The 22,358-nt window shown below is 69.2% G+C and carries 18 protein-coding genes; 15 read left to right on the plus strand and 3 right to left on the minus strand.

The features are described 5' to 3' along the window. Nucleotides 1-2: 2 nt before the first annotated feature. From ACNKFW_RS15205 to hflX, 7 genes are all read left to right on the plus strand, one after another. Nucleotides 3-1,445, plus strand: a complete 1,443-nt coding sequence (locus ACNKFW_RS15205) for a sigma-54-dependent transcriptional regulator (RefSeq protein WP_147428984.1) — start codon at nt 3-5, stop codon at nt 1,443-1,445. An 85-nt stretch (nt 1,446-1,530) separates the two neighbouring features. After that, on the plus strand, nt 1,531-3,789 hold the full coding sequence (locus tag ACNKFW_RS15210; protein WP_147428983.1) for a sensor histidine kinase NtrY-like: 2,259 nt from the start codon (nt 1,531-1,533) through the stop codon (nt 3,787-3,789). Further along, the gene (locus ACNKFW_RS15215) at nt 3,786-5,174 is read left to right on the plus strand and encodes a sigma-54-dependent transcriptional regulator (protein WP_024844447.1); all 1,389 of its coding nucleotides are present in this window, start codon (nt 3,786-3,788) and stop codon (nt 5,172-5,174) included. The genes ACNKFW_RS15210 and ACNKFW_RS15215 overlap by 4 nt, the downstream gene beginning before the upstream one ends. Nucleotides 5,175-5,516: 342 nt before the next feature. Next, nucleotides 5,517-6,893 carry a Trk system potassium transporter TrkA gene (gene trkA, locus ACNKFW_RS15220; protein WP_024844448.1) on the plus strand — a complete coding sequence of 459 codons (1,377 nt, stop codon included), beginning with the start codon at nt 5,517-5,519 and terminating at the stop codon, nt 6,891-6,893. An 8-nt stretch (nt 6,894-6,901) separates the two neighbouring features. Continuing rightward, the gene (locus ACNKFW_RS15225) at nt 6,902-8,524 is read left to right on the plus strand and encodes a potassium transporter TrkG (RefSeq protein WP_024844449.1); all 1,623 of its coding nucleotides are present in this window, start codon (nt 6,902-6,904) and stop codon (nt 8,522-8,524) included. Nucleotides 8,525-8,600: 76 nt separating this feature from the next. Next, entirely contained in the window at nt 8,601-8,834 is a 234-nt protein-coding gene (gene hfq, locus ACNKFW_RS15230; protein ID WP_017999735.1) for an RNA chaperone Hfq, read from the plus strand. Continuing rightward, nucleotides 8,835-10,142, plus strand: coding sequence for a GTPase HflX (gene hflX, locus ACNKFW_RS15235; protein WP_147428982.1), 1,308 nt, complete (start codon nt 8,835-8,837; stop codon nt 10,140-10,142). Between the two features lie 304 nt (nt 10,143-10,446). On the opposite strand, the gene ACNKFW_RS15240 is transcribed toward hflX, so the two are convergent. Then, nucleotides 10,447-11,565 (minus strand): helix-turn-helix domain-containing protein, encoded by a 1,119-nt coding sequence (locus tag ACNKFW_RS15240; protein WP_147428981.1) that lies wholly within the window; start codon nt 11,563-11,565, stop codon nt 10,447-10,449. A 134-nt stretch (nt 11,566-11,699) separates the two neighbouring features. Next, nucleotides 11,700-12,596 carry a tRNA (adenosine(37)-N6)-dimethylallyltransferase MiaA gene (gene miaA / locus ACNKFW_RS15245; protein WP_024844452.1) on the minus strand — a complete coding sequence of 299 codons (897 nt, stop codon included), beginning with the start codon at nt 12,594-12,596 and terminating at the stop codon, nt 11,700-11,702. Between the two features lie 85 nt (nt 12,597-12,681). Here miaA and pyrH point away from each other — a divergent pair, with 85 nt between their 5' ends. The 8 genes from pyrH to ACNKFW_RS15285 all read left to right on the plus strand — a co-directional run bounded on the left by pyrH (nt 12,682) and on the right by ACNKFW_RS15285 (nt 21,363). Further along, the gene (gene pyrH, locus ACNKFW_RS15250; protein WP_024844453.1) at nt 12,682-13,416 is read left to right on the plus strand and encodes a UMP kinase; all 735 of its coding nucleotides are present in this window, start codon (nt 12,682-12,684) and stop codon (nt 13,414-13,416) included. Nucleotides 13,417-13,496: 80 nt separating this feature from the next. Beyond that, nucleotides 13,497-14,060, plus strand: a complete 564-nt coding sequence (gene frr, locus ACNKFW_RS15255) for a ribosome recycling factor (protein WP_147428980.1) — start codon at nt 13,497-13,499, stop codon at nt 14,058-14,060. A 5-nt stretch (nt 14,061-14,065) separates the two neighbouring features. Next, on the plus strand, nt 14,066-14,800 hold the full coding sequence (gene uppS, locus ACNKFW_RS15260; protein ID WP_024844455.1) for a polyprenyl diphosphate synthase: 735 nt from the start codon (nt 14,066-14,068) through the stop codon (nt 14,798-14,800). Then, complete coding sequence (locus ACNKFW_RS15265; RefSeq protein WP_147428979.1) at nt 14,797-15,651, plus strand: phosphatidate cytidylyltransferase; 855 nt, start codon at nt 14,797-14,799, stop codon at nt 15,649-15,651. The genes uppS and ACNKFW_RS15265 overlap by 4 nt, the downstream gene beginning before the upstream one ends. A gap of 4 nt (nt 15,652-15,655) precedes the next feature. Further along, nucleotides 15,656-16,828 carry a 1-deoxy-D-xylulose-5-phosphate reductoisomerase gene (gene dxr, locus ACNKFW_RS15270; protein ID WP_147428978.1) on the plus strand — a complete coding sequence of 391 codons (1,173 nt, stop codon included), beginning with the start codon at nt 15,656-15,658 and terminating at the stop codon, nt 16,826-16,828. After that, nucleotides 16,825-18,150, plus strand: coding sequence for an RIP metalloprotease RseP (gene rseP / locus ACNKFW_RS15275; protein WP_147428977.1), 1,326 nt, complete (start codon nt 16,825-16,827; stop codon nt 18,148-18,150). Before dxr ends, rseP begins: the two co-directional genes overlap by 4 nt. 103 nt (nt 18,151-18,253) lie before the next feature. Beyond that, complete coding sequence (gene bamA / locus ACNKFW_RS15280) at nt 18,254-20,584, plus strand: outer membrane protein assembly factor BamA (protein ID WP_024844459.1); 2,331 nt, start codon at nt 18,254-18,256, stop codon at nt 20,582-20,584. Continuing rightward, complete coding sequence (locus ACNKFW_RS15285) at nt 20,584-21,363, plus strand: OmpH family outer membrane protein (RefSeq protein ID WP_024844460.1); 780 nt, start codon at nt 20,584-20,586, stop codon at nt 21,361-21,363. Before bamA ends, ACNKFW_RS15285 begins: the two co-directional genes overlap by 1 nt. A gap of 31 nt (nt 21,364-21,394) precedes the next feature. Here ACNKFW_RS15285 and ACNKFW_RS15290 read toward each other — a convergent pair whose 3' ends face one another. Next, a complete protein-coding gene (locus tag ACNKFW_RS15290) occupies nt 21,395-22,342 on the minus strand; it encodes a nucleoside hydrolase (RefSeq protein WP_024844461.1) in 948 nt (315 codons plus the stop codon). Nucleotides 22,343-22,358 lie beyond the last annotated feature (16 nt).

Below are 22,358 nucleotides of genomic sequence, written 5' to 3' on the forward strand. Positions count from 1 at the left end.
CCATGGACGGCACCGTTCTGATCGCTGACGACGACCGCACCATCCGCACGGTCCTGACCCAGGCCCTGACCCGCGCCGGCTGCCGGGTCCATGCCACCGGCTCGCTGGCGCAACTGCTGCGCTGGGTCGAGGAGGGACGGGGCGACCTGGTCATCACCGACGTGATGATGCCCGACGGAAACGGCATCGACATGATCCCGGCGATCCGCAAGGCGCGGCCCGACCTGCCGGTGATCGTGATCTCGGCCCAGAACACCATCGTTACCGCCATCCGCGCCACCGAGGCCGCTGCCTTCGATTACCTGCCCAAGCCCTTCGACCTGCCGGACCTGATGGCGCGTGCCGGCCAGGCGCTGTCGCGGCGGCTGCGCAAATCCGATCCCGCACCGGCACCGGCGGTGCCCGAGACCGGCGCCGATCCCGCCTTGCCGCTGATCGGCCATGCGCCGGCGATGCAGAACCTGTTCCGCATGGTCGCGCGGGTGCTGAACGCCGACCTGCCGGTGATGATCGCCGGCGAGGCCGGGGTGGGCAAGACCGTGGTCGCGCGCTCGTTCCACGACCTGTCGGACCGGCGCGAGGCGGGATTCGTCGTGCTGACCTCGGCCGACCTGTCCGAGGAGACCATCCATGGCACCGCCGACCGCGCCCAGGGCGGCACGCTGCTGATCGAGGATCCGGCCGGTTTCGACGCCGCCGCCCAGGCCCGGCTGATCGGCATGATCGAAGCATGGGAGGTCGGCCCCGGCCGCAACCTGATGCCGCGCCTGATTTCCACCACCGGGCCCGATCCGCAGGCCGATGTCGCCTCGGGCCGGCTGCGGGCCGATCTGTATTACCGGCTGGCGGGCGTGACGGTCACCGTGCCGCCGCTGCGCGCCCGGCTGGACGACATCCCGCCGCTGGCGCGTCACCTGCTGGCCCGCGCCGCGGCGCAGGGCCTGCCGCTGCGCACGCTTTCCGAAGGCGCGGCGGCGCTGATCCGCGCCTATCCCTTTCCGGGCAACGTGCGCGAGCTGGAAAACCTGATGCGGCGGCTGGCGCTGACCGCCGCGGCCGCCGAGATCACCGAGGCCGAGACCCGCGCCGCGCTGGCGGAATCCAGCCCCATCGTGCCGCCGGCCGCGGTTGCCGCGCCCGCCGCCGCGATGGCGGCCAGCCCCGCCGTCACGCCGCTGGGCGAGCCCGCGAACATGCGGCTGGCGCAATCGGTCGAGATGCATCTGCAACGCTATTTCGACCTGCATGGCGACGACCTGCCGCCGCCCGGCCTTTACGACCGCATCCTGCGCGAGATCGAAAAGCCGCTCCTGGAGATCGCGCTGGACGCCACCGGCGGCAATCAGCTGCGTTGTGCCGATCTTCTGGGCATCAATCGCAATACGCTGCGCAAGAAACTGACCGATCTGAATATCGAGGTGACACGGCGCCGCAAACTGATGTAAAACAGCCACAGATGGCCTTGCGAGAGTCGCTTAACGGCCACAGGAAGGCCGCGGCACAGCGGCGAAACCGTGAGGACGGGCAAAGGTGGCGGGAACGCTGTCCAGGGACACATGGGAACGCGTCGCACGGCTGCGGCGCCTGCGGCTTTATCGCAATACCGCGACGCTTGGCCTTGCCCTGCTGGGCCCGGCGCTGGCCGGCCTGACCTTCGCGGTGATGGGGCCGTTCGCCGGCGCCACCTCGGGCGGCTCGGTGCTGCGGCTGGTGCTGCTGGCGGACCTGCTTTACCTGATCGTGCTGACCGGCCTGGTCGTGGCGCGCATGGCGCGGATCGTCGCGGCGCGGCGCAAGTCGGCGGCGGGCTCGCGGCTGCACATGCGGCTGGTGGGCGTGTTCGCCACCATCGCGCTGGTGCCGACGGTGCTGGTGGCGCTGTTCGCCGGGCTGACGGTGAACATCGGCCTGGAAGGCTGGTTCTCGAACCGGGTGCAGCAGGTGGTCTCGACCTCGCTCTCGGCCGCCGAGGCCTATCAGGACGAGCATCGCCGCGACCTGACCAACGATGCCAAGCTGCTGGCCGGGGCGCTGACCCAGGCCGCGCGGCAGAACCCGATGCTGGACGACGGCGACCTGCGGCTGCTGCTGTCGGACTATCAAAGCCAGATCCAGCGCGGGTTGCGCGAGGCCTATATCGTCGATGGCCGCGGCACCATCCGCGCGCGGGGCGAGCGCAGCTATCAGTTCTGGTACGAGGAGCCCTCTCCCGCCCAGTTTGACGAGGCGGCGATGCGCGGTCTGGTGCTGATCGAGGATTGGCAGAACAACGAATTCCGCGCCCTGGTGCCGCTGGTGCCCCTGGCCGACCGCTATCTCTACGTCACGCGCGACGTGGACGGCAGCCTGCTGGGGCTGTTGGACGACACCCGCCAGACCGTCGGCGAATATCAGCGCCTGGAGCAGGAACGCGGCCGGGTTCTGTTCGAATTTTCCTTGCTGTATCTGGGGTTTGCCCTGCTTCTGGTCGCGGCGGCGATGTGGCTGGGCCTGTGGTTCGCCGACCGGCTGTCGCGGCCCATCGGCCGGCTGGCCGAGGCCTCCGAGCAGGTGGGCGAGGGCAACCTGGACTTCCAGATCCCCGCGCCCGATACCGGCGACGAGATCCAGACGCTGGGCGAAAGCTTCAACCGCATGACCCGGCAGTTGAAGCAGCAGCGCCAGGAACTGGTCGAAAGCTATCGCGCTGCCGACGACCAGCGCCGGCTGTTCGATTCCGTGCTGTCCTCGGTCACGGCCGGGGTGATCGGTCTCGACGCGGCGGGAGAGATCGACTTCCTGAACCGCTCGGCCGCCCGGCTGCTGGGCCTCGACCCGGCGGCGGCGCATGACCGGCTGCTCTCCGAGGCGGTGCCGGAATTCGCGCCGCTGTTCGAGCGGCTGGCGCAATCCGTGAACGAATCGGTGCAGGACGAGATCCGCCTGACCCGCGAGGGTCGGGTGGAGAGCCTGCTGGTGCGCATGGCGATCCGGCGCGGCGCGGCCGGCGGCCTCGAAGGCTATGTGGTGGCGCTGGACGACGTGACCGACCTGGTCTCGGCGCAGCGCATGGCGGCCTGGGGCGACGTGGCGCGCCGCGTCGCGCATGAGATCAAGAACCCGTTGACCCCGATCCAGCTTTCGGCCGAACGGCTGAAGCGCAAGTTCGGCCCCATCGCCGGCGAGGAACGCGAGGCGCTGGAGCAATATACCGAGGTCATCATCCGCCAGACCAACGACCTGCGCCGGATCGTGGACGAGTTCAGCCGCTTCGCCCGCATGCCCGAGCCGGACCGCAAGGAAACCGACATCGCCAAGCTCTTGCGCGATGCCGAGCTGATGCAGCGCGACGCGCTGCAGGGCGCGCTGGTCTCGGACATTCCCGACGAGCCGGTGATCGTGGATGCCGATGCCGGCATGATGCGGCAGGTCTTCACCAACCTGTTGAAGAACGCGGGCGAGGCGCTGGACGAGCTGCGCGCGAACCCGCCCGAGGGCTGGGTGCCGCAGGTCCGGGTCTCGCTGCGCTCGGCCCCCGATGCGGTGACGATCCGCATCGCCGACAACGGGCCCGGCCTGCCGCAGGACCGCACCCGGCTGTTCGAGCCCTATGTGACGATGAAGCCCGGCGGCACCGGCCTCGGCCTGCCCATCGTCAAGAAGATCGTCGAGGAACACGGCGGCAGCCTGATGCTGACCGACACCCCCGAAGGACGCGGCGCCATGGCCGAAATCCGCCTGCCGCGCGAACGCCAGCCGGTGCGGCTTTCCGCGCGCCGCCAGAAAAACGAGCAGGAAGCAATGAAATGAGCGATATTCTGATTGTCGACGACGAGCGGGACATCCGGGAACTGATCTCCGACATCCTGCGCGACGAGGGCTTCTCGACCCGCCTTGCCGCCAATTCCGACCAGGCGGTGGCCGAGCTGAACGCGGCCGAGCCGGCGCTGATGATCCTCGACATCTGGCTCAAGGACAGCAAGATGGACGGGATCGACATCCTCAAGCAGGTCAAGCGCAACAATCCCGAGGTGCCGGTGGTCATCATCTCGGGCCATGGCAATATCGAGATCGCGGTGGCGGCGATCAAGCAGGGCGCCTACGACTTCATCGAGAAGCCCTTCAACATCGACCAGCTGCTGGTGGTGATCCGCCGCGCCATGGAGACGGCGCGGCTGCGCCGCGAGAACTCGACGCTCAGGCGCGGCGAGGCACGGGCGGCCGAGATGCTGGGCAATTCCGCGCCCTTCCGCCGGCTGCGCGAACAGCTCGACAAGGTGGCGAAATCGAACGGCCGGGTGATGCTGACCGGCGAGCCGGGGGCGGGCAAGGAGATCGCCGCGCGCTATGTCCACGCCCACAGCCCGCGCGCGCGCGAACCCTTCGTCACCGTGCCCTGCGCCACCATCGAGCCCGAACACATGGAGGAGGTGCTTTTCGGCCGCGAAACGCCCGAGCGCGGCATCGAGGCGGGTCTCCTGGAGCAGGCGCATGGCGGGGTGATCTATTTCGACGAGGTGGCGGACATGCCGCTGGGCACCCAGCCCAAGATCCTGCGGGTGCTGACCGAGCAGCAGTTCCAGCGCGCCGGCGGCACCGACAAGGTGCGGGTGGACCTGCGGGTGATCTCCTCGACCAATCGCGATCTTTCGGCCGAGATCGCCGCGGGCCGCTTCCGGCAGGAGCTTTACGACCGGCTGAACGTGGTGCCGGTGGCGGTGCCCTCGCTGGCCGAGCGGCGCGACGATATCCCGCTGCTGGCCTCACATTTCATCGAACAGTTCCATGCCGGCCAGGGCCTGCCGCTGCGCGCGCTGCCCGAGGAGACCTGCGCCGCGCTGCAGGCGATGAACTGGCCGGGCAATATCCGCCAGCTGCGCAATGTGATCGAGCGGGTGCTGATCCTGGGCGACGGCACCGGGCCGATCCAGCCCTCGGAACTGGAAGGCCAGAACGGCAGCGCCAGCACCAGCGAGGCCCTGGCGCTCGGCCCGCAGATCACCAGCCTGGCGCTGCGCGAGGCGCGCGAACTCTTCGAGCGCGAATACCTGCTGGCGCAGATCAACCGCTTCGGCGGCAATATCAGCCGCACGGCGCAATTCGTCGGCATGGAGCGTTCGGCGCTGCATCGCAAGCTCAAGTCGCTCGGCGTCGTCGGCGGCATGCGCGTCGAGGAGGAACTGATGGGGAAATGATGGCGGCGCCATGCCGGTGGCGCGGTCGCATGGGTATTTATGGAACAGAGAAGCACGGGAACTGCGCCCCGGCCACCCCCGCGGATCAGGCGGGACAGGTTCTGGCCAGGTGACCGGGGCGACTTCTCCGTTCGCGGTCATCGGCTCCCCAGCCTGTACCGCGCAACCAGGCTAGGCGGAAAAGATTGAGGAATCCTTAACGGCTTCTTCGTTCTGCAAATACCCATGCGGCGATGACGCAGGCGGTATGGCTGCACGGCTGGTCCTGATGTTTTCGCTGTATCCGTCGCCTGCGGCCCGCGCTAGGATCGCGCTTCACGAAGGGGTTGAACCGGGGCCGGAATGAAGATCATCATCTGCGGGGCGGGGCAGGTCGGCTGGCATATCGCGCGCCATCTTGCGGGCGAGCGCAACGATGTCACCATCATCGACACCAATGCCGAGTTGATCCGGCGCGCCACCGATGCGCTGGACGTGCAGGGCGTGACCGGCTTTGCCAGCCATCCCGACGTGCTGGACCGCGCCGGCGCGCGCGATGCCGACCTGATCATCGCCGCAACCCATTCGGACGAGGTCAACATGGTCACCTGCCAGGTCGCCCATTCCGTCTTCCAGGTGCCGAGGAAGATCGCGCGGCTGCGCAGCTCGGCCTATCTGGACGCGATCTGGTCCGATCTCTACCGCACTGACCACCTGCCCATCGACGTCGTCATCAGCCCCGAGCGCGAGGTGGCGCGGGCGGCGATGCAGCGGCTTTCCGCGCCCTCGACCTTCGATGCCGAGACCTTCCTGGAAGGGCGGCTGCATCTGCTGGGGATCTCGCTCGAGCCTGACAGCCCGGTGCTGAACACGCCCCTGCGGCAGCTCAACGACATGTTCATCAGCCTCAGCGCCATCGTCGCCGGGGTGCGGCGTGGCGGCAAGCTCTTCGCGCCCGAGCCGGGCGACCAGCTTTTCGAGGGCGACCAGGTCTATGTCTTCACCCTGACCGAGGACGTGGCGCGCACGCTGGAGATCTTCGGCAAGCCCATGGCCAAGCAGGAAAGCGTCGTCATCATCGGTGCGGGCAATGTGGGCCTGGCCGTCGCCCAATCGCTCGAGGCGCGCCCCGAGCGCATCCGCGTCAAGCTGATCGAGCGCAGCCGCGCCCGCGCCGAGGATGCGGCCGATGCGCTCAACCGCACCATCGTGCTGAACGGCGACGGGCTGTCGGCCGAATTGCTGGAGGAGGCGGCCGTGCCGCGCGCCGATGCGGTCCTGGCCATCACCGACGACGACAAGACCAACATCCTGGCCGCGGTGCGCGCCAAGCAGGCGGGCGCGAAGCTTGCGATCTCGCTGGTCAACGACCCCACGCTGATGTCGCTGATGGAGCCTCTGGACATCGACGCCTTCATCAACCCGCGTGCCAGTACCGTCTCGACCATCCTGCGCCATATCCGGCACGGACGGGTGCGCGACATCTATTCCATCGGCGATGCCGAAGCCGAGGTGATCGAGGCGCAGGTGCTTTCGACCTCGCCCATCGCCGGCCGGGCCGTGCGCGACATCGAGTTTCCCGAAGGCGCGCTGATGGGCGCCGTGCGCAAGGGCGAGCGCGTGGTCAAGCCGACGGGCGACCTGCGCATCGAGGAGGGCGACATCGTGGTGATCTTTGCCCTCGTCTCCGACATTCCCGAGGTCGAACGCCTGCTGCAGGTTTCGATCGACTTCTTCTGAGGCCGGGGATGGGGTTTTTGCTGCGCCTGCCGCTTATCGTGATCCTGGGGGGCATCGGCGCGCTGGCGATGGTGGTGCCGGGGCTTTACGCCCATGCGCTGGACAGCCACAAGATCGGCTCGATCTTCCTGGGCGCGGCGGGGCTTTTCGTGATCCTGGCCGCGATCCTAGGGCTGGCGACCGCCGACCGGCCCGAGGGGCCGCGGGCGCGCAGCGTGCTTCTGACCATGCTGGGTACCATGGTGCTGCTGCCGGCCATGCTGGCCGTGCCCTTTGCCATGGCCTTGCCCGATACCGGCTTCTTCAATGCCTGGTGGGAGATGATCTCCTGCCTGACCACCACCGGCGCCACGCTTTACTCGGCCGATCTGCTGCCGGCGCCGCTGCATCTGTGGCGCGCCATGGTCGGCTGGCTGGGCGGGCTGTTCATGCTGGTCGCGGCTATCGCACTGCTGGCGCCCCTGCGGGTAGGGGGATTCGAGATCATGTCCTCGCCCTATGGTCGCAGCGAAAGGTTCGAGCGCCTGCCGCGCTCGGCCGAGGGCCCGGATGCCCTGGCCCCGCTGACCCATCCCGCCTTCCAGACCGAACTGGCCGATCCGGCACATCGGGTGATGCGGGCGGGCCGGGTGGTGCTGCCGGTCTATGCCGGGCTGACTCTGCTGATGTGGACGCTGCTGCTGATGCTGGGCGAGACCGGGCTGGTGGCGCTGACCCGCGCCATGGGCACGCTGTCGACCAGCGGCATCAGCCCGGTCGCCGGCCCCGCCGGGCAGGGCAGCGGCATCGCCGGCGAGGTGGTGATCTTCCTGTTCCTGATCCCTGCGCTGTCGCGCCGCTTCTGGCCCGGCGGCGGCGAGCTGAAGGCCAGCGAGAGTTGGATCGAGGATCCCGAGCTGCGCATGGCCGCTGGCGTGGTGCTGCTGGTCTCGGTCCTGCTGTTCGCGCGGCATTTCGCCGGGGCCATCGGCGTTTCCCCGACCGGGGCCAAGGGGGTGCTGGACACGCTCGACAGCGCCGCCTCGGCCGCATGGGGAGGTATCTTCAACGGGCTGAGCTATCTGACCACGACCGGCTGGAACTCGGTCGAATGGCAAGGCGCGCGCAACTGGTCGGGGCTGAGCTCGCCCGGGCTGATGCTGGCGGGGCTGGCGATGATGGGCGGCGGCGTCGCCACCACCGCGGGGGGCGTCAAGCTGCTCAGGGTCTATGCGCTCGCCCGCCATTCCGAGCGCGAGCTGGAGCGGATCGTACACCCGGCCTCGGTCGGCGGCGGCGGGCTGATGGCGCGGCGGCTGCGGCGCGAGGGGGCCTATCTCGCCTTCATCTTCTTCATGCTCTTCGCCAGTTCCATCGCGGTGACGGTGATGCTGATCTCGCTGCAGCGCATCGAGTTCGATTCGGCCACCATCCTGTCCATCGCGGCGCTGACCAATACCGGCCCGCTGGCCGGCGCGATTCCGCTGACACCGACCTTCCAGGGCTCGGCCGGCATGGCGGGGGCGCCCTGGGCGGGCTGGGCCGGGCTGCCGGGGCTGACCAAGGCGGTTCTGGCCGGGGCCATGGTGGTCGGACGGGTCGAGACGCTGGCGATCCTGGCGCTGGTTTCGCCCGAATATTGGCGCCGCTAGCCCGGATCACATGCTTGCAAGCCGCTGCCCGCTCGCCTAAGTCTTGAAAACCAGCGATAAGAACAAGGTGCCCCGAATGGCCGGCGACAAACAGAACCTCCAGGACGCTTTTCTGAACCATGTGCGCAAGGGCAAGGTCCCGGTGACGATTTTCCTTATCAACGGTGTGAAATTGCAGGGTGTCATCACCTGGTTCGACAATTTCTGCGTGCTTTTGCGCCGCGATGGGCAATCGCAGCTTGTCTACAAGCACGCCATCTCGACCATCATGCCGGGGCAGCCGATCAGCCTCTATGACGGCGAGGACTGATTGGCCGAGCCGTCGGAAACCCGCGAGCGGCCGACCCGGGCCTATGTGATCCATCCCGATCTGGGCAATTCGCGCACCCGCCGCTCGCCCGAGCTGGCGCTGGAGGAGGCGGTGGCGCTCGCCCATGCGCTGCCCGCCATCGAGGTGGCCGGGGCCGAGGTGGCGCGGCTGCGCAATCCCGATCCGGGCATGCTGTTCTCCAAGGGCAAGCGCGAGGAGATCGGCCAGCACCTCAAGGCCGCCGCCGAGGGCGAGGGGGCGGAACTGGTGCTGATCGACGGGCCGGTGACGCCGGTCCAGCAGCGCAACCTGGAAAAGGAATGGGGCGTCAAGATCCTCGACCGGACCGGGCTGATTCTCGAGATCTTCGCGGATCGCGCCCAGACGCGCGAGGGCGTCTTGCAGGTGGAACTGGCCGCGCTGGCCTATCAGCGCACCCGGCTGGTCAGGGCCTGGACGCACCTGGAGCGCCAGCGCGGCGGCTTGGGCTTCGTCGGCGGTCCCGGCGAGACGCAGATCGAGGCCGACCGCCGCGCCATCGACGAACAGGTGGTGCGCCTGCGCCGGCAGCTCGAGCGGGTGGTCAAGACCCGCGAGCTGCACCGCAAGGCCCGCGCCAAGGTGCCCTATCCCATCGTCGCGCTGGTCGGCTATACCAACGCCGGGAAATCCACGCTTTTCAACAAGCTGACCGGGGCCGAGGTCTTGGCGCAGGACCAGCTTTTCGCCACGCTGGACCCGACCATGCGGCAGATGGTGCTGCCCGGCGGCCGGCGGGTGATCCTGTCCGACACGGTGGGCTTCATCAGCGACCTGCCGCATGAGCTGGTCGCCGCCTTTCGCGCCACGCTGGAGGAGGTGCTGGCGGCCGACCTGATCCTGCATGTGCGCGACATCAGCCATCCCGAGACCGAGGAGCAGGCCGGCGACGTGGGCGAGATCCTCGATTCGCTGGGGGTCGAGGAGGACGTGCCGCTGATCGAGGTCTGGAACAAGATCGACGCGCTGTCGCCCGAGACCCGTGCCGCCCTGCGGCGCACCGATGCGCGCACCGAGGGCGTGCAGGCGATCTCGGCCCTGTCGGGCGAGGGGCTGGACGATCTGCTGGCCGCCGTCGAGGCGCGGCTGGCCGAGGCGCTGGACGAGCCGCGCCGCGAGGCCGAACTGGTGCTGCCGCATTCGGACGGCCGGCGCCGGGCCTGGCTGCATGAGCAGGGCGTGGTCGCGGCCGAAGAGGTCGCCGAAGAGGGGGTGCGGCTGCGGCTGCGCTGGACGGACCGGCAAAGGGCGGCCTTCGAGGGGCTTTGAGGACGAATTCTCGCTGGGCGAGGGGCAAGGGCCTTGGCTGGCCGAAGCCCGGCGGCGCGACTGCCCGCCCCGGCAGCCTTTCTCGTGCCCTCGGGCCTTTCATCTGCGTCCCGATGACCGCGACCCGCAGCGCGGCCGCCAGTCGCAGCCGACAAGGGTGGCGCAGTTGCCTGCCCCGACAGGCTTTTCCGTTCGCCCGCAGGTCTTCCGACTGCGTGCCGTTTCCTCATCGCCGATCCGCGGCGTGCCGGGCTCCCATGGCGGGACGATGCGCGACGCATGATGCTGCCCGAAGGCGCGGGAATCAGCCGGCGGGGCGATCGCCGGGGCGGCTGTGGGTTTCCCGCATCAGCGCCCGGTAAGCCTGGGGCGTGCGGCCCGTCGCGGCCAAGAAGGCGCGCATGAAATGGCCAAGCCCGCTATAGCCCAGCCGCGCCGCGATCTGCGCCATCGGCAAGTCGCCGTCGCGCAGCGCCTTGCTGGCGCATTGCAGCCGCAGGTCGTAGAGCAGCTCCAGCGCGCTGCGACCCCGGCTCAGGCGGCAGGCGCGGTCGAGCTGCGCCTGCGAGCAGCCCAGCCGCAGCGCCAGTTCGGCGATGGTCTGGCCCGATTGCAGCTCGGCCTGCGCCAGTTGCAGGAAATGCCCGGTCAGCGCCCGGGCCTCGGCCAGGCCGGCGGGCGAAGGTGCGGATGGCGCCAGCCCCGCGCCCTGTCCATCGCCCAGCCGCGACAGCACGGCTGCGATCAGCCCCAGCCCGCGTGCGGTCGCGGCATTCTGCGCGGGGGCGCGCGGCATCCCCGCACCCAGCGCGGTCATTGCCGCGTCCAGCAGCTCGGCATCCGCGGCGCCAGGCAGGCCGTGGCGCAAGCCCTGCGGCAGCGTCAGCCCCCGGCACATGGCGGGCGGGATCAGCAGCGCCAACCCATGCACCTCGGGCGGCGGGTTCAGCGAAAAGGCGGTGCCCGCGGGAATGAAGGCGATGCGGCCGGCCGGCAGCACATGGTGATGGCCTGGAAACATGATCGCGACCGTGCCGCCGGTCGGGCGAAGCAGCACATGGTCGCCGCGGACCCGCGGGCTGCGCGGCGCGGCCGGGCTGCGCACCGGCCCGCCCCAGTGAAGGCCGGCCAGCGGGATCAGCCGCAGCCCGCCGCCCGGCCGCCCGCCCGGCAAAGCGCAGCGGGGCTGGAGCGCCGCCGCCTGACCCGGCCCGGCCGGGCCGGGGAGAAGGTCGCGGAACGGGCTGGGGGCCAGGCAGGGGGCCGGGGCCAGCGGCCGGCCGAAAGCAGCCGGCGTCAGGGCCACGTTCGGCCGGGGATCGGGGTCCGCCGGCTCGGGGATGGTTTCCAGGGTGATGCCGGCCGCGGCCAGCCGCGCCAGCACCGGATCGGGCGGGATCAGGTGGCGGCGGGCTTCATCCATCAGCCGCGGCTTTCAGCGGATCCATGACCAAGGGCTATCTCCATGACGCGAGTCCATGAAGAATATACTCATCCCAGGGTTGCCAAAAGATGAATATGTCTTTGCCGTGCGGCATGCACCACGGGCCGCGCCGGTCAGGGGTCGATCCCGATCCGCTGCCAATCCCCCAGCCGGCCGCGAAAGAAGCTGCGCTGCGCCTTGGCATATTGCCTCGTGGCGATGACCGCGCGCCGGATTGCCTCGTCCAGGTCGATCCGTCCCTGCAGATGCGCGACCAGTTCCGGCGCGCCGATGGCCTTGGCCCAAAGCGCATCGGGGCTCCAGCGCGGCAGCAGGGCGCGCACCTCGTCCAGCGCGCCCTGGTCCAGCATCAGCCGGAAGCGGCGCTCGATGCGCTCGGCCAGCCAGTCGCGGTCGGGCTCCAGCACCAAGAGATGCGCGGCGGCGGGGTCGATCAGCGGCGGCGGGGTCTCGGCCTGCCAGGCGGCGATGCCGCGCCCGGTGGTGGTCAGCACCTCCCAGGCGCGCTGGACGCGCACCGGGTTTTTCAGGTCGATGCGTGTCCGGGTCTGCGCATCAAGATCCGCGACCATGCGTGCCAGGCCGCCGGGTTCGCGCACGAGCTGGTCGGCCCAGGCGCGGATTTCGGGCGGGGTGGCGGGAATCGCCGCCAGTCCGCGGCTGAGCGCATGCAGATAAAGCCCGGTGCCGCCGGTCACGATCAGCCGGCCGATGCCCCGGTCCATCAGCGCCGCCACCTCGGCCAGCCAGGCGCCGACGGAATAGCCGCGGTCGCAGGGCACATGGCCGTAAAGCACATGCGGCGCGCGCGCCTCGTCATCAGGCGAGGGCCGCGCGGTCAGCACGCGCCAGCAGGACCAGACCTGCAAGGCGTCGGCATTGACGATGGTGCCGCCCTGACGCTCGGCGATCTCCAGCGCCAGGGCGGATTTGCCGCTGGCGGTGGGCCCGGCAATCAGGACATGGCGGCGGGGCTCCAGCCCGGCCAGGATCGGGTGACGCGGGGTCATTTCGGGGCGGGTCGGCAGTGGTTGAACATGGGGCCTGTTTGCGACATTTTGCCCGGCAATGAAACAGCCGCAAAAAGGTGAACCCATGTCGGAAAGCGCGTCCAAGACCCGCGGAAGCTATTCGCGCGTGATGTTGAAGATTTCGGGCGAGGCGCTGATGGGGGACCAGGGTTACGGCCTGCACCCGCCGACCGTCGCCCGCATCGCGCAGGAGGTCAAATCCGTCCATGACATGGGCGTCGAGATCTGCATGGTCATCGGCGGCGGCAACATCTTCCGCGGCCTTCAGGGCAGCGCGCAGGGCATGGAGCGGGCGACCGCCGACTACATGGGCATGCTGGCCACGGTGATGAACGCGCTGGCCATGCAGGCGGCGCTGGAGGCGCTGAAGATCCATACCCGCGTGATCTCGGCCATCCGCATGGACGAGGTGGCCGAGCCCTATATCCGCCGCCGCGCCGTGCGCCACCTGGAAAAAAAGCGTGTCTGCATCTTCGCCGCCGGCACCGGCAACCCCTATTTCACCACCGACACCGCCGCCACGCTGCGCGCCAACGAGATGAATTGCGAGGCGATCTTCAAGGGCACCAAGGTCGATGGCGTCTATGACAAGGATCCGAACAAGTTCCCCGACGCGCGGCGCTATGACGACGTGACCTATGACGAGGTGCTGCAAAAGCATCTGGGGGTCATGGATGCCTCGGCCATCGCGCTGGCGCGCGACAACGACCTGCCGATCATCGTCTTCTCGCTGGATGAACCGGGCGGTTTCCGCGGAATCCTGGCCGGCACCGGCACATATACGCGCGTGCACGGCTGAAAAACCCGTATAGGCTTTGCCATGCCGGCGTGGCTCGGCTAAAAGCGGCGAAAATCACAGCACAGAGGCCATGACCGAGCATGTCCGACGAGATCGAGATCGACACCGACGACCTGGAACGCCGCATGAAGGGCGCGATGGAATCCCTGCGCCATGAATTCGCCTCGCTGCGCACCGGCCGTGCCTCGGCCAGCATGGTCGAGCCGATCATGGTCGATGCCTATGGCTCGCCCACGCCGATCAACCAGATCGGCACGGTGAACGTGCCCGAGCCGCGGCTGGTCACGATCAACATCTGGGACAAGGGCCTGGTCGGCAAGGCCGAGAAGGCGATCCGCGAATCGGGCCTGGGCATCAACCCGCAGCTCAACGGCACCATCATCATGCTGCCGATCCCCGAGCTGAACGAGGAACGCCGGCGCGAACTGACCCGCGTCGCCGCGCAATATGCCGAGCACGCCCGCGTCGCCATCCGCAACGTGCGCCGCGACGGCATGGACCAGATCAAGAAGGCCAAGTCCTCGGGCATGTCCGAGGACGACCAGAAGTTCTGGGAAACCGCCGTGCAGGAATTGACCGACAAGATGATCGCCTCGGTGGACCAGGCGCTCGAGGCCAAGCAGGCCGAGATCATGCAGGTCTGACCCGGATGGCCGAAACCGCAGCCAGCCTGTCGAAATCCGGCGGAGGGGACCAGCGGCCCCGGCATGTCGCCATCATCATGGATGGCAACGGCCGCTGGGCCAAGAACCGGGGCTGGCCGCGGCTGGTCGGGCATCGGCGCGGCGCCGAGCGCGTCAAGCAGATCGTGCGCGCCTGCCCCGACCTGGGGGTGAACTGGCTGACCGTCTATGCCTTTTCGACCGAGAACTGGAAGCGCTCGACCGAGGAGGTGCTGGGCCTGATGGGCATCTTCGCCCGCTATATCGAGCGCGAGGCCGACGGGCTTTCGGCCGAGGGCGTGCGCATGCGCTTCATCGGCGGGCGCGAGCGGCTGGAGCCCAAGCTGCAGCGGCTGATGGCCGGGATCGAGGCGCGCACCGCCGGCAATACCCGGCTGAACTTGACCGTGGCGATCAATTACGGCGGCCGGGACGAGCTGACCCGCGCCGCGGCGCGGCTTGCCGCCCGCATCGCGCGGGGCGAGGTGGCCGAGCCGACCGAGGCCGACCTGGCCGATTGCCTGGACACCGCCGGCCATCCCGACCCCGACTTGGTGATCCGCACCTCGGGCGAGACCCGGACCTCGAATTTCCTGCCCTTCCAGGCGGCCTATTCGGAATATGAGTTCACCCAGACGCTCTGGCCGGATTTCACGCCCGAGCACCTGGCCGAGATCCTCGACCGTTACGGGTTGCGCGAACGGCGCTTCGGCGGCGCATGAGCGGCGGCGGGTCACAGCCGGGCCGGCTGCGCGACGCCTTGCAGCGCGGGCGCGACAAATGGGCCGATCTCTGGCCGCGCCTGCTGTCGGGCGTGGTGCTGGCGGTGCTGGGGCTGTTGCTCCTGCTGTCCTCGGGGCTCTGGATCCGACTGGGCGTCTCGGCCGTGATCGGGGTGATGATGTGGGAACTGGCGCGGCTGACCGGCTGGCGCCACCCCGAGTTCCGCAGCCCGCGCCATCCCGTGCTGATTGGCATCCTGTCGGGGCTGGTGATGCTGGCCATGCTGGTGCTGCCCGGCGACTGGCCTATGGCGCTGGCGCTGGTGCCGATGATCGCCGGCTGGCACGGCACGCATGAACACGAGTGCCCGGCCTATCTGCTGTTCACCCTGGCCATCCTGGGCGCGGGCTACGGGCTGGTGGTGATCCGCGAGGTGATGGGCCTGCCGACGCTGGCCTGGATCGTCGGCACCGTGGTGCTGTCGGATGTGCTGGGCTATTTCATCGGCCGCAAGCTGGGCGGTCCGCGCTTCTGGCCCGCCGTCAGCCCCAAGAAGACCTGGAGCGGCACCATCGCCGGCTGGGCGGGCGCGCTGGTGCTGGCGCTGGTTCTGCTGCTGGCCGGGCAGGCGCCCTGGCCGGTGCTGGTGTTGGGGCCGCTGGTCGCCTTGGCCGGGCAGTTCGGCGACATCGCCGAAAGCTGGCTCAAGCGCCGGGTGGGCGTCAAGGACAGTTCCGAGCTTATCCCCGGCCATGGCGGCGCCATGGACCGGTTCGACGCCATGTCGGGGGCGCTGCTGCTGGCGCTTGTGTTGTTGATCGGCAATCTTTTACCCGTGATCGGAGGCTGAAGGAATGCGCAGCATATCGGTGCTGGGCGCGACCGGGTCGGTCGGTGAAAGCGCGTTCGATCTGTTGATGCGGGCCGGCGGGCCCGAGCGGTTCCGCACCATCGCCCTGACCGGCGGCGCCAATGTCGCGCGCCTGGCCCGGATGGCCCGCGCGCTGCGGGCCGAGATCGCCGTCACCGCCTGGCCGCAATGCCTGGCCGACCTGCGTGCCGCGCTGTCGGGCAGCGGCATCGAGGCCGCGGCGGGGCCGCAGGCCGTGGCCGAGGCCGCCGCGCGCCCGGCCGACTGGACGCTTTCCGCCATCATCGGCGCCGCCGGCCTGCCGCCGGGGCTGGAAGTGCTGGCCCGCAGCGGCACGCTGGCGCTTGCCAACAAGGAAACCCTGGTCGCTGCCGGGCCTCTGGTCATGGCGCGTGCGCGGCAAACCGGCGCCCGCATTCTGCCGGTCGATTCCGAACATTCCGCGATATTCCAGGCGCTTCAGGGTGAAAACCTTGAAACCGTCGAGCATGTGACCATCACCGCCTCGGGTGGCGCCTTCCGCGACTGGCCGCTGGAACGGCTGGCGCAGGCCACCGTGGCCGAGGCCAGCCGGCACCCGAACTGGGACATGGGCCAGCGCATCACCATCGACAGCGCCAGCATGTTCAACAAGGCGCTGGAAGTCATTGAAGCGCATGAGTTCTTTGGCATCGGCGCCGAGCGTTTGCGGGTGCTGGTGCATCCGCAGTCGATCATCCATGCCATGGTCACGCATCGCGACGGCGGCTCGATCGCGCATCTGGGGGCGCCGGACATGCGCCATGCCATCGGCTATGCGCTGAACTGGCCGGCGCGCGCGCCGCTGCCGGTGCCGGCGCTGGACCTGGCGGCGCTTGGCAGCCTGACCTTTGCCCAGCCGGACGAGGCGCGCTGGCCCGCCCTGCGCCTGGCGCGCGAGGCGATCGAGGCCGGCGGCGCCGCCGGCGCGGTGCTGAACGCCGCCAAGGAACAGGCGCTGGACGATTTCATCGCCGGGCGCATCCGCTTTACCGACATGGCCCCGGCGGTCGAGCATGCGCTGGCCCTGGCCGCGCGCGAGGCGGGTTTCGGACAAAGCCCGCGCGAGCTGGCCGAGGTGCTGCATTGGGACGGTTTCGCCCGGCGGGCGGCGGCGCAATGGCAGGGGGCGGCATGAGCCTGGCTCTGGACATGATGGGTGGTTTCCTGTGGACCGCGGCGGCCTTTGTCGTGGCGCTGTCGGTCATCGTTACCGTGCATGAATATGGCCATTACATCGTCGGCCGGCTTTGCGGCATCAAGGCCGAGGTGTTTTCGCTGGGCTTCGGGCCCCGGCTGGTCTCGCGCCGCGACCGGCACGGCACGGTCTGGCAGGTGGCGGCGATCCCGCTGGGCGGCTATGTCCGTTTCCTGGGCGATGCCGATGCGGCCAGCGCCGGCTCGGTGCGGGTCGAGCCGGCCCGTGCGCGCCAAAGCCTGACCGGGGCGCCGCTCTGGGCGCGCTTCGCCACCGTGGCGGCGGGGCCGGTGTTCAACTTCGCGCTGTCGATCCTGGTCTTCGCCGGGATGGCGATCTGGCAGGGCCTGCCGGTGGACGAGGTCCGGGTGGGTCGGCTGCACCCGACGCCGCCCGGCGTCGAGATGCAGCTGCAACCCGGCGACCGCGTTCTGGCGCTGGACGGCCGGCCGGTCACGAGCTGGCGCGATCTGGGCGCAGCGGCAGCCGAGCTGCCCGCGCGGCCCGTCCATGACTGGACCGTGCTGCGCGAGGGCGCCGAAATCACCGTGCCCGGCCCCGATCTCATGCCGCCCCTGGTCATCGGCATCGCGCCGCGCAGCCCGGCGGCCGCGGCCGGGCTGAAGCCAGGCGACGTGATCCTGGCCATCGACGGCGAGCCGGTCTCGCGCTTCGACGAACTGCGCGCGCATGTGGCCGAGGCCGAGGGCCGCCCGGTCCTGCTGCGCGTCTGGCGCGAGGGCGAGGGGGAAGCCGACTATACCCTGGCCGCGCGCGAACAGGATCTGCCGACCGACGACGGCTATACGCGGCGCTGGCTGATCGGCGTGACCGGCGGCGGCACCTATTTCGAGCCGGCGACGCGGCCGGCCGGCGCTGCCGAGGCGCTGGGGATCGGCGCCGCGCGCACCTGGGACATCATCGCCTCGTCCGTCTCGGGGCTTTGGGCGATGATCACCGGCCAGATCGGCAGCTGCAACCTGGGCGGCGCGATCTCGATCGCCGAGACCACGGGGCAGGCGGCCTCGGCGGGGGGCGGCAACTTCATCTGGTGGATCGCGGTGCTGTCGGCGGCGATCGGTTTTCTGAACCTGCTGCCGGTGCCGGTGCTGGATGGCGGGCACCTGATGTTCTATCTCTACGAGGCCGTGGCAGGGCGGCGGCCCTCGGACCGGGTGATGGACATCCTGTCGGCGCTGGGGCTGGCGGCGGTGCTGTCGCTGATGGTTCTGGGCCTCACCAACGATCTTTTCTGCCCCTGAACGGCGCTAGGCTTTTGACAGTGTGGCCCGCTTCGCGGTATCCATCGGGGCAAATATGGCGGGGCCAACCCGCCGGGAAACGCATTACTCGCGAGGGGCGGCGATGACGGACAGGAAACTCGGCAAGGGCGCGCTGGCGCTGATTTCGGCGCTGGCGGTGGCCGCGCCGGTCGCGATGGTGGCGACCCCCGCCTCGGCCTATGTCTTCAGCAATGTGCGGATCGAGGGCAACCAGCGCATCGAGCCTGCGACGATCCTGTCCTATCTGGACCTGCCGCGCGGCCAGGACGTTTCGGCCGGGGCGCTGAACGACGCCATGCAGCGGCTGCAGAACTCGGGTCTGTTCGAGACGGTCGAACTGGTGCCCTCGGGCGGGACGCTGGTGGTCAGGGTGGCGGAATACCCCACCATCAACACCGTCGCCTTCGAGGGCAACAGGCGTCTCAAGGACGAGAACCTGGCCGAGATCGTCAAGTCGCAGTCGCGCCGGGTCTATTCCCCCGCCCAGGCCGAGGCCGATGCCGCCACGATCAGCCAGGTCTATGCCTCGCAGGGGCGCCTGGCCGCCCGTGTCGATCCGCGCATCATCCGCCGCGGCGGCAACCAGGTCGATCTGGTCTTCGAGATCCGCGAGGGCGACTTGACCGAGATCGAGCGTATCGGCTTCGTCGGCAACCGCGCCTTTTCCGACCGCCGGCTGCGCAACGTGCTGCAAACCAAGCAGGCCGGCATCCTGCGCACCTTCATCCGCCGCGACACCTTCGCCCCCGAGCGGGTGCCGCTGGACGAAAAGCTTCTGACCGACTTCTACCGCTCGCGCGGCTATGCCGATTTCCGCGTGCAGGCGGTGGCGCCGGAACTGGCGCGCGAACGCGACGCCTTCTACATCACCTTCCAGATCCACGAAGGCCCGCGCTATACCTTCGGCACCATCAACACCGTCAGCGAGATCCCCGGCGTCGATGCGGCGGAATTCGCCGCCCAGAACCGGGTCAAGCGCGGCGCGGTCTACAACCCGACCGATATCGACACCACCATCCGCCGGATGGAGGCGCTGGCGCTGCGCAAGGGGCTGGATTTCGTCAATATCGAGCCGCGCGTCACCCGCAACGAGCGCAGCCAGACCCTGGACCTGACCTTTGCCCTGACGCGCGGCCCGCGCGTCTTCGTCGAGCGCATCGACATCGAGGGCAACACCACCACCCTGGACGAGGTGATCCGCCGCCAGTTCGCCACCGTCGAGGGCGACCCCTTCAACCCGCGCGAGATCCGCAACTCGGCCGAGCGGCTGCGGGCGCTTGGCTATTTCTCGGATGTGCAGGCGGAAAGCCGGCCGGGCTCCACGCCCGAGCAGGTGATCGTCGACGTGAACGTCGAGGAGCAGCCGACCGGCAGCCTGAACTTCGGCGTCAGCTATGGCGTTTCGACCGGGGTGGGCTTCAACATCTCGCTGTCGGAAAAGAACTTCCTGGGCCGCGGGCAGCAGGTTGACCTGGCCTTTTCGACCGGCACGGACACGCAAAGCTCGGGCCTGACCTTCGTCGAGCCCTATTTCCTGGGCCGCAATCTCAAGGCGCGGGTGCAGGCCTGGTATAACACCACCGACCGGCTGAACTCGGATTACAACACCCGCACCGTCGGCTTCCTGACCGGGATGGAATTCCCGGTGTCGGAGAACGGCCGGCTGGAGCTGCGCTACAAGCTCAGCAAGGACACGCTGTTCGATGTGGAAGAGCCGCATATTGAGGATGGCGAACTGGTCGGTTCGTCGCAGATTCTTTTCGATGAACAGGGCGGCTATTACACCTCGGCGCTCGGCTATACCTACAGCTATGACAGCCGCATCGCCGGGCTGGACCCGGTGACCAGCTATCGGCTGCGGTTCAGCCAGGATTTCGCCGGGCTGGGCGGGGATGTGAAATCCGTCACCAGCACGCTTTACGCCGGCGTCGAAAGCCGCGCCTGGCGCGAGAACGTCACCATGCTGGCCGAGTTCGAGACCGGCGCCGTCCACATGCTGGACGACCAGGACAGCCGCTTCCTGAACCGCTTTACCGGCAACGGCAAGATCCGCGGCTTCGAGCCGAACGGCTTTGGCCCGCGTGACCTGGCGGCGCCGAACGAGGATGCGCTTGGCGGCAATTATTACTGGGCGCTGCGCACCGAGCTGCAATTCCCGCTGGGCCTGCCCGAGGAATATGGCATCACCGGCGGGCTTTTCGCCGATGCCGGCTCGGTCTGGGGGCTGGACCGGACCAGTGGCACCAACGGGGTCGAGGTCGACGACGGCATGAAGGTCCGCGCCGCGGTCGGCGCCTCGATCTTCTGGACCACGCCGATCGGGCCGCTGCGCTTCAACTTCGCCAAGGCCCTGAAGAAAGAGGACTATGACGAAGAGCAGTCCTTCGACCTGACGATCTCGACCCGCTTCTGATGGCTTGGGGACGCGGCATCGCGGTGCTGCTCCTGGCCGCGCTGCTAGCCGCGCCCAGGGGGGCGTCCGCCCAGCCCGTGCCGGAGCCCTCCGAGCAGCCCGAGACCCTGGCGCCCGAGGCGGCGCCCATCGTGGTCGAGACGCCGCCCCCGAACGGCCAGGCGGTGCTGCCGGTCCTGACGCTGGATCAGGATGCGCTGTATCTGCATTCGCTTTGGGGCCAGCGCGTGCAGGCCGACCTGGAGCGGCGCGGAAGCGAGATCGCGGCCGAAAACGAGCGGCTGGTCGAACAGTTTGCCGCCGAGGAGCGCGAGCTGACGGCGCTGCGCCAGACCCTGCCGCCCGACGAGTTCCGCAAGCGCGCGGACGAGTTCGACAAGCGCGTCGTCGAGGTGCGCCGCGCCCGCGACGCCGCCCCCCGCGCCTTGCAGGCCGAGGCCGAGGAAGAGCGCCAGGCCTTCTTCCGCGCCGTGCTGCCGGTCCTGGCGGCGCTGATGCGCGAAAGGGGCGCGGTGGTGGTCTTGGATCAGCGCGCGATCTTTGTCGCCTCGCAATCCATTGATGTCACCGAGGAACTGATCGACCGCATCGACCGCGAGATCGGAGCCGGCCCGCTGGCCGATCCGCCCCAGGCGGATGCGCCGGAGCAGGCGGGGAATGCTGCGCGGCAGGGCGCATCGGGACAGGAGGCGGTCGAGACGCCTGCGCCGGAGGAAGGGGCATCCCCCGCGCCCGAGGTCCAGCCCGGCGAGACGCAGCCCGGTCCGGCGCAGGAATAGGCCCCCTCGGCCCAGGGGGAGGGATCGGCGGCTAGCCCGACCGGCGGTCCAGATCGCCGATCCGTTCCGTCAGCAGCGCGAAAAAGGCATCGGCATCGACATCGCGGATGAAGGTGGCGTTGGGCGTCCGCCCGCTGACCCGCCACCAGTCGGCGACAGTCATGCCCAGGGTGTATTCGCCCTGGGTCTCGATCTCGACATTGATGTAGCGGCCGGTGAACAGTTCGGGCTTCAGCAGCCAGGCGATGGTGCAGGGATCGTGCAGCGGCGCGCCCTGGCTGCCGTATTTCTCGCGGTCGTAGCGTTCGAAGAAATCGGTCCAGCTGGCGACGGCCTGGCCGATGCGGCCCATGGCGCGCATGCCCTCGACCCAGGCGCGACTGGTCAGGGCGCGATGCGTCACGTCCAGCGGCATCACCGTCAGCGGCGCGCCGCTGGCAAAGACGATCTTCGCCGCCTCGGGATCGACATGGATGTTGAACTCGGCCGTGGGGGTGATGTTGCCGACCTCGAAATAGGCGCCGCCCATCAGCACGATCTCCTGCACGCGCGGGACGATGTCGGGCGCGCGCCGGAAGGCGGTGGCGATATTGGTCAGCGGGCCGATGGGCACCAGCGTCACGCTGCCCGGTTTTTCGCGGCGCAACGTCTCGATCAGGAAATCGACGGCATGGCCGGGGGCGAGCGGCATGGCCGGCTCGGGCAGGGTGACGCCGTCGAGCCCGGTCTTGCCATGCACATGCTCGGCCGTGATCAGCTTGCGCTGCAAGGGCGCGTCGCAGCCGGCATGGACCGGAAGGTCGGGCCGGCCGGCCAGCTCGCAGATCATCCGGGCATTGCGCTGGGTGTGGTGCAAGGGCACGTTGCCCGCGACCACGCTTAGCCCCAGCACCTCGATTTCGGGGCTGGCGAGCGCCAGCAGGATCGCCACGGCGTCGTCCTGGCCGGGATCGGTGTCGATGATGATCTTGCGCGCCATGGGCTGTCCTTCGCTG

Origin of the sequence: Paracoccus sp. TD-10 (genome assembly GCF_048270675.1) — a bacterium.
In the GTDB taxonomy this organism is placed as follows: Bacteria; Pseudomonadota; Alphaproteobacteria; order Rhodobacterales; family Rhodobacteraceae; genus Paracoccus; species Paracoccus pantotrophus.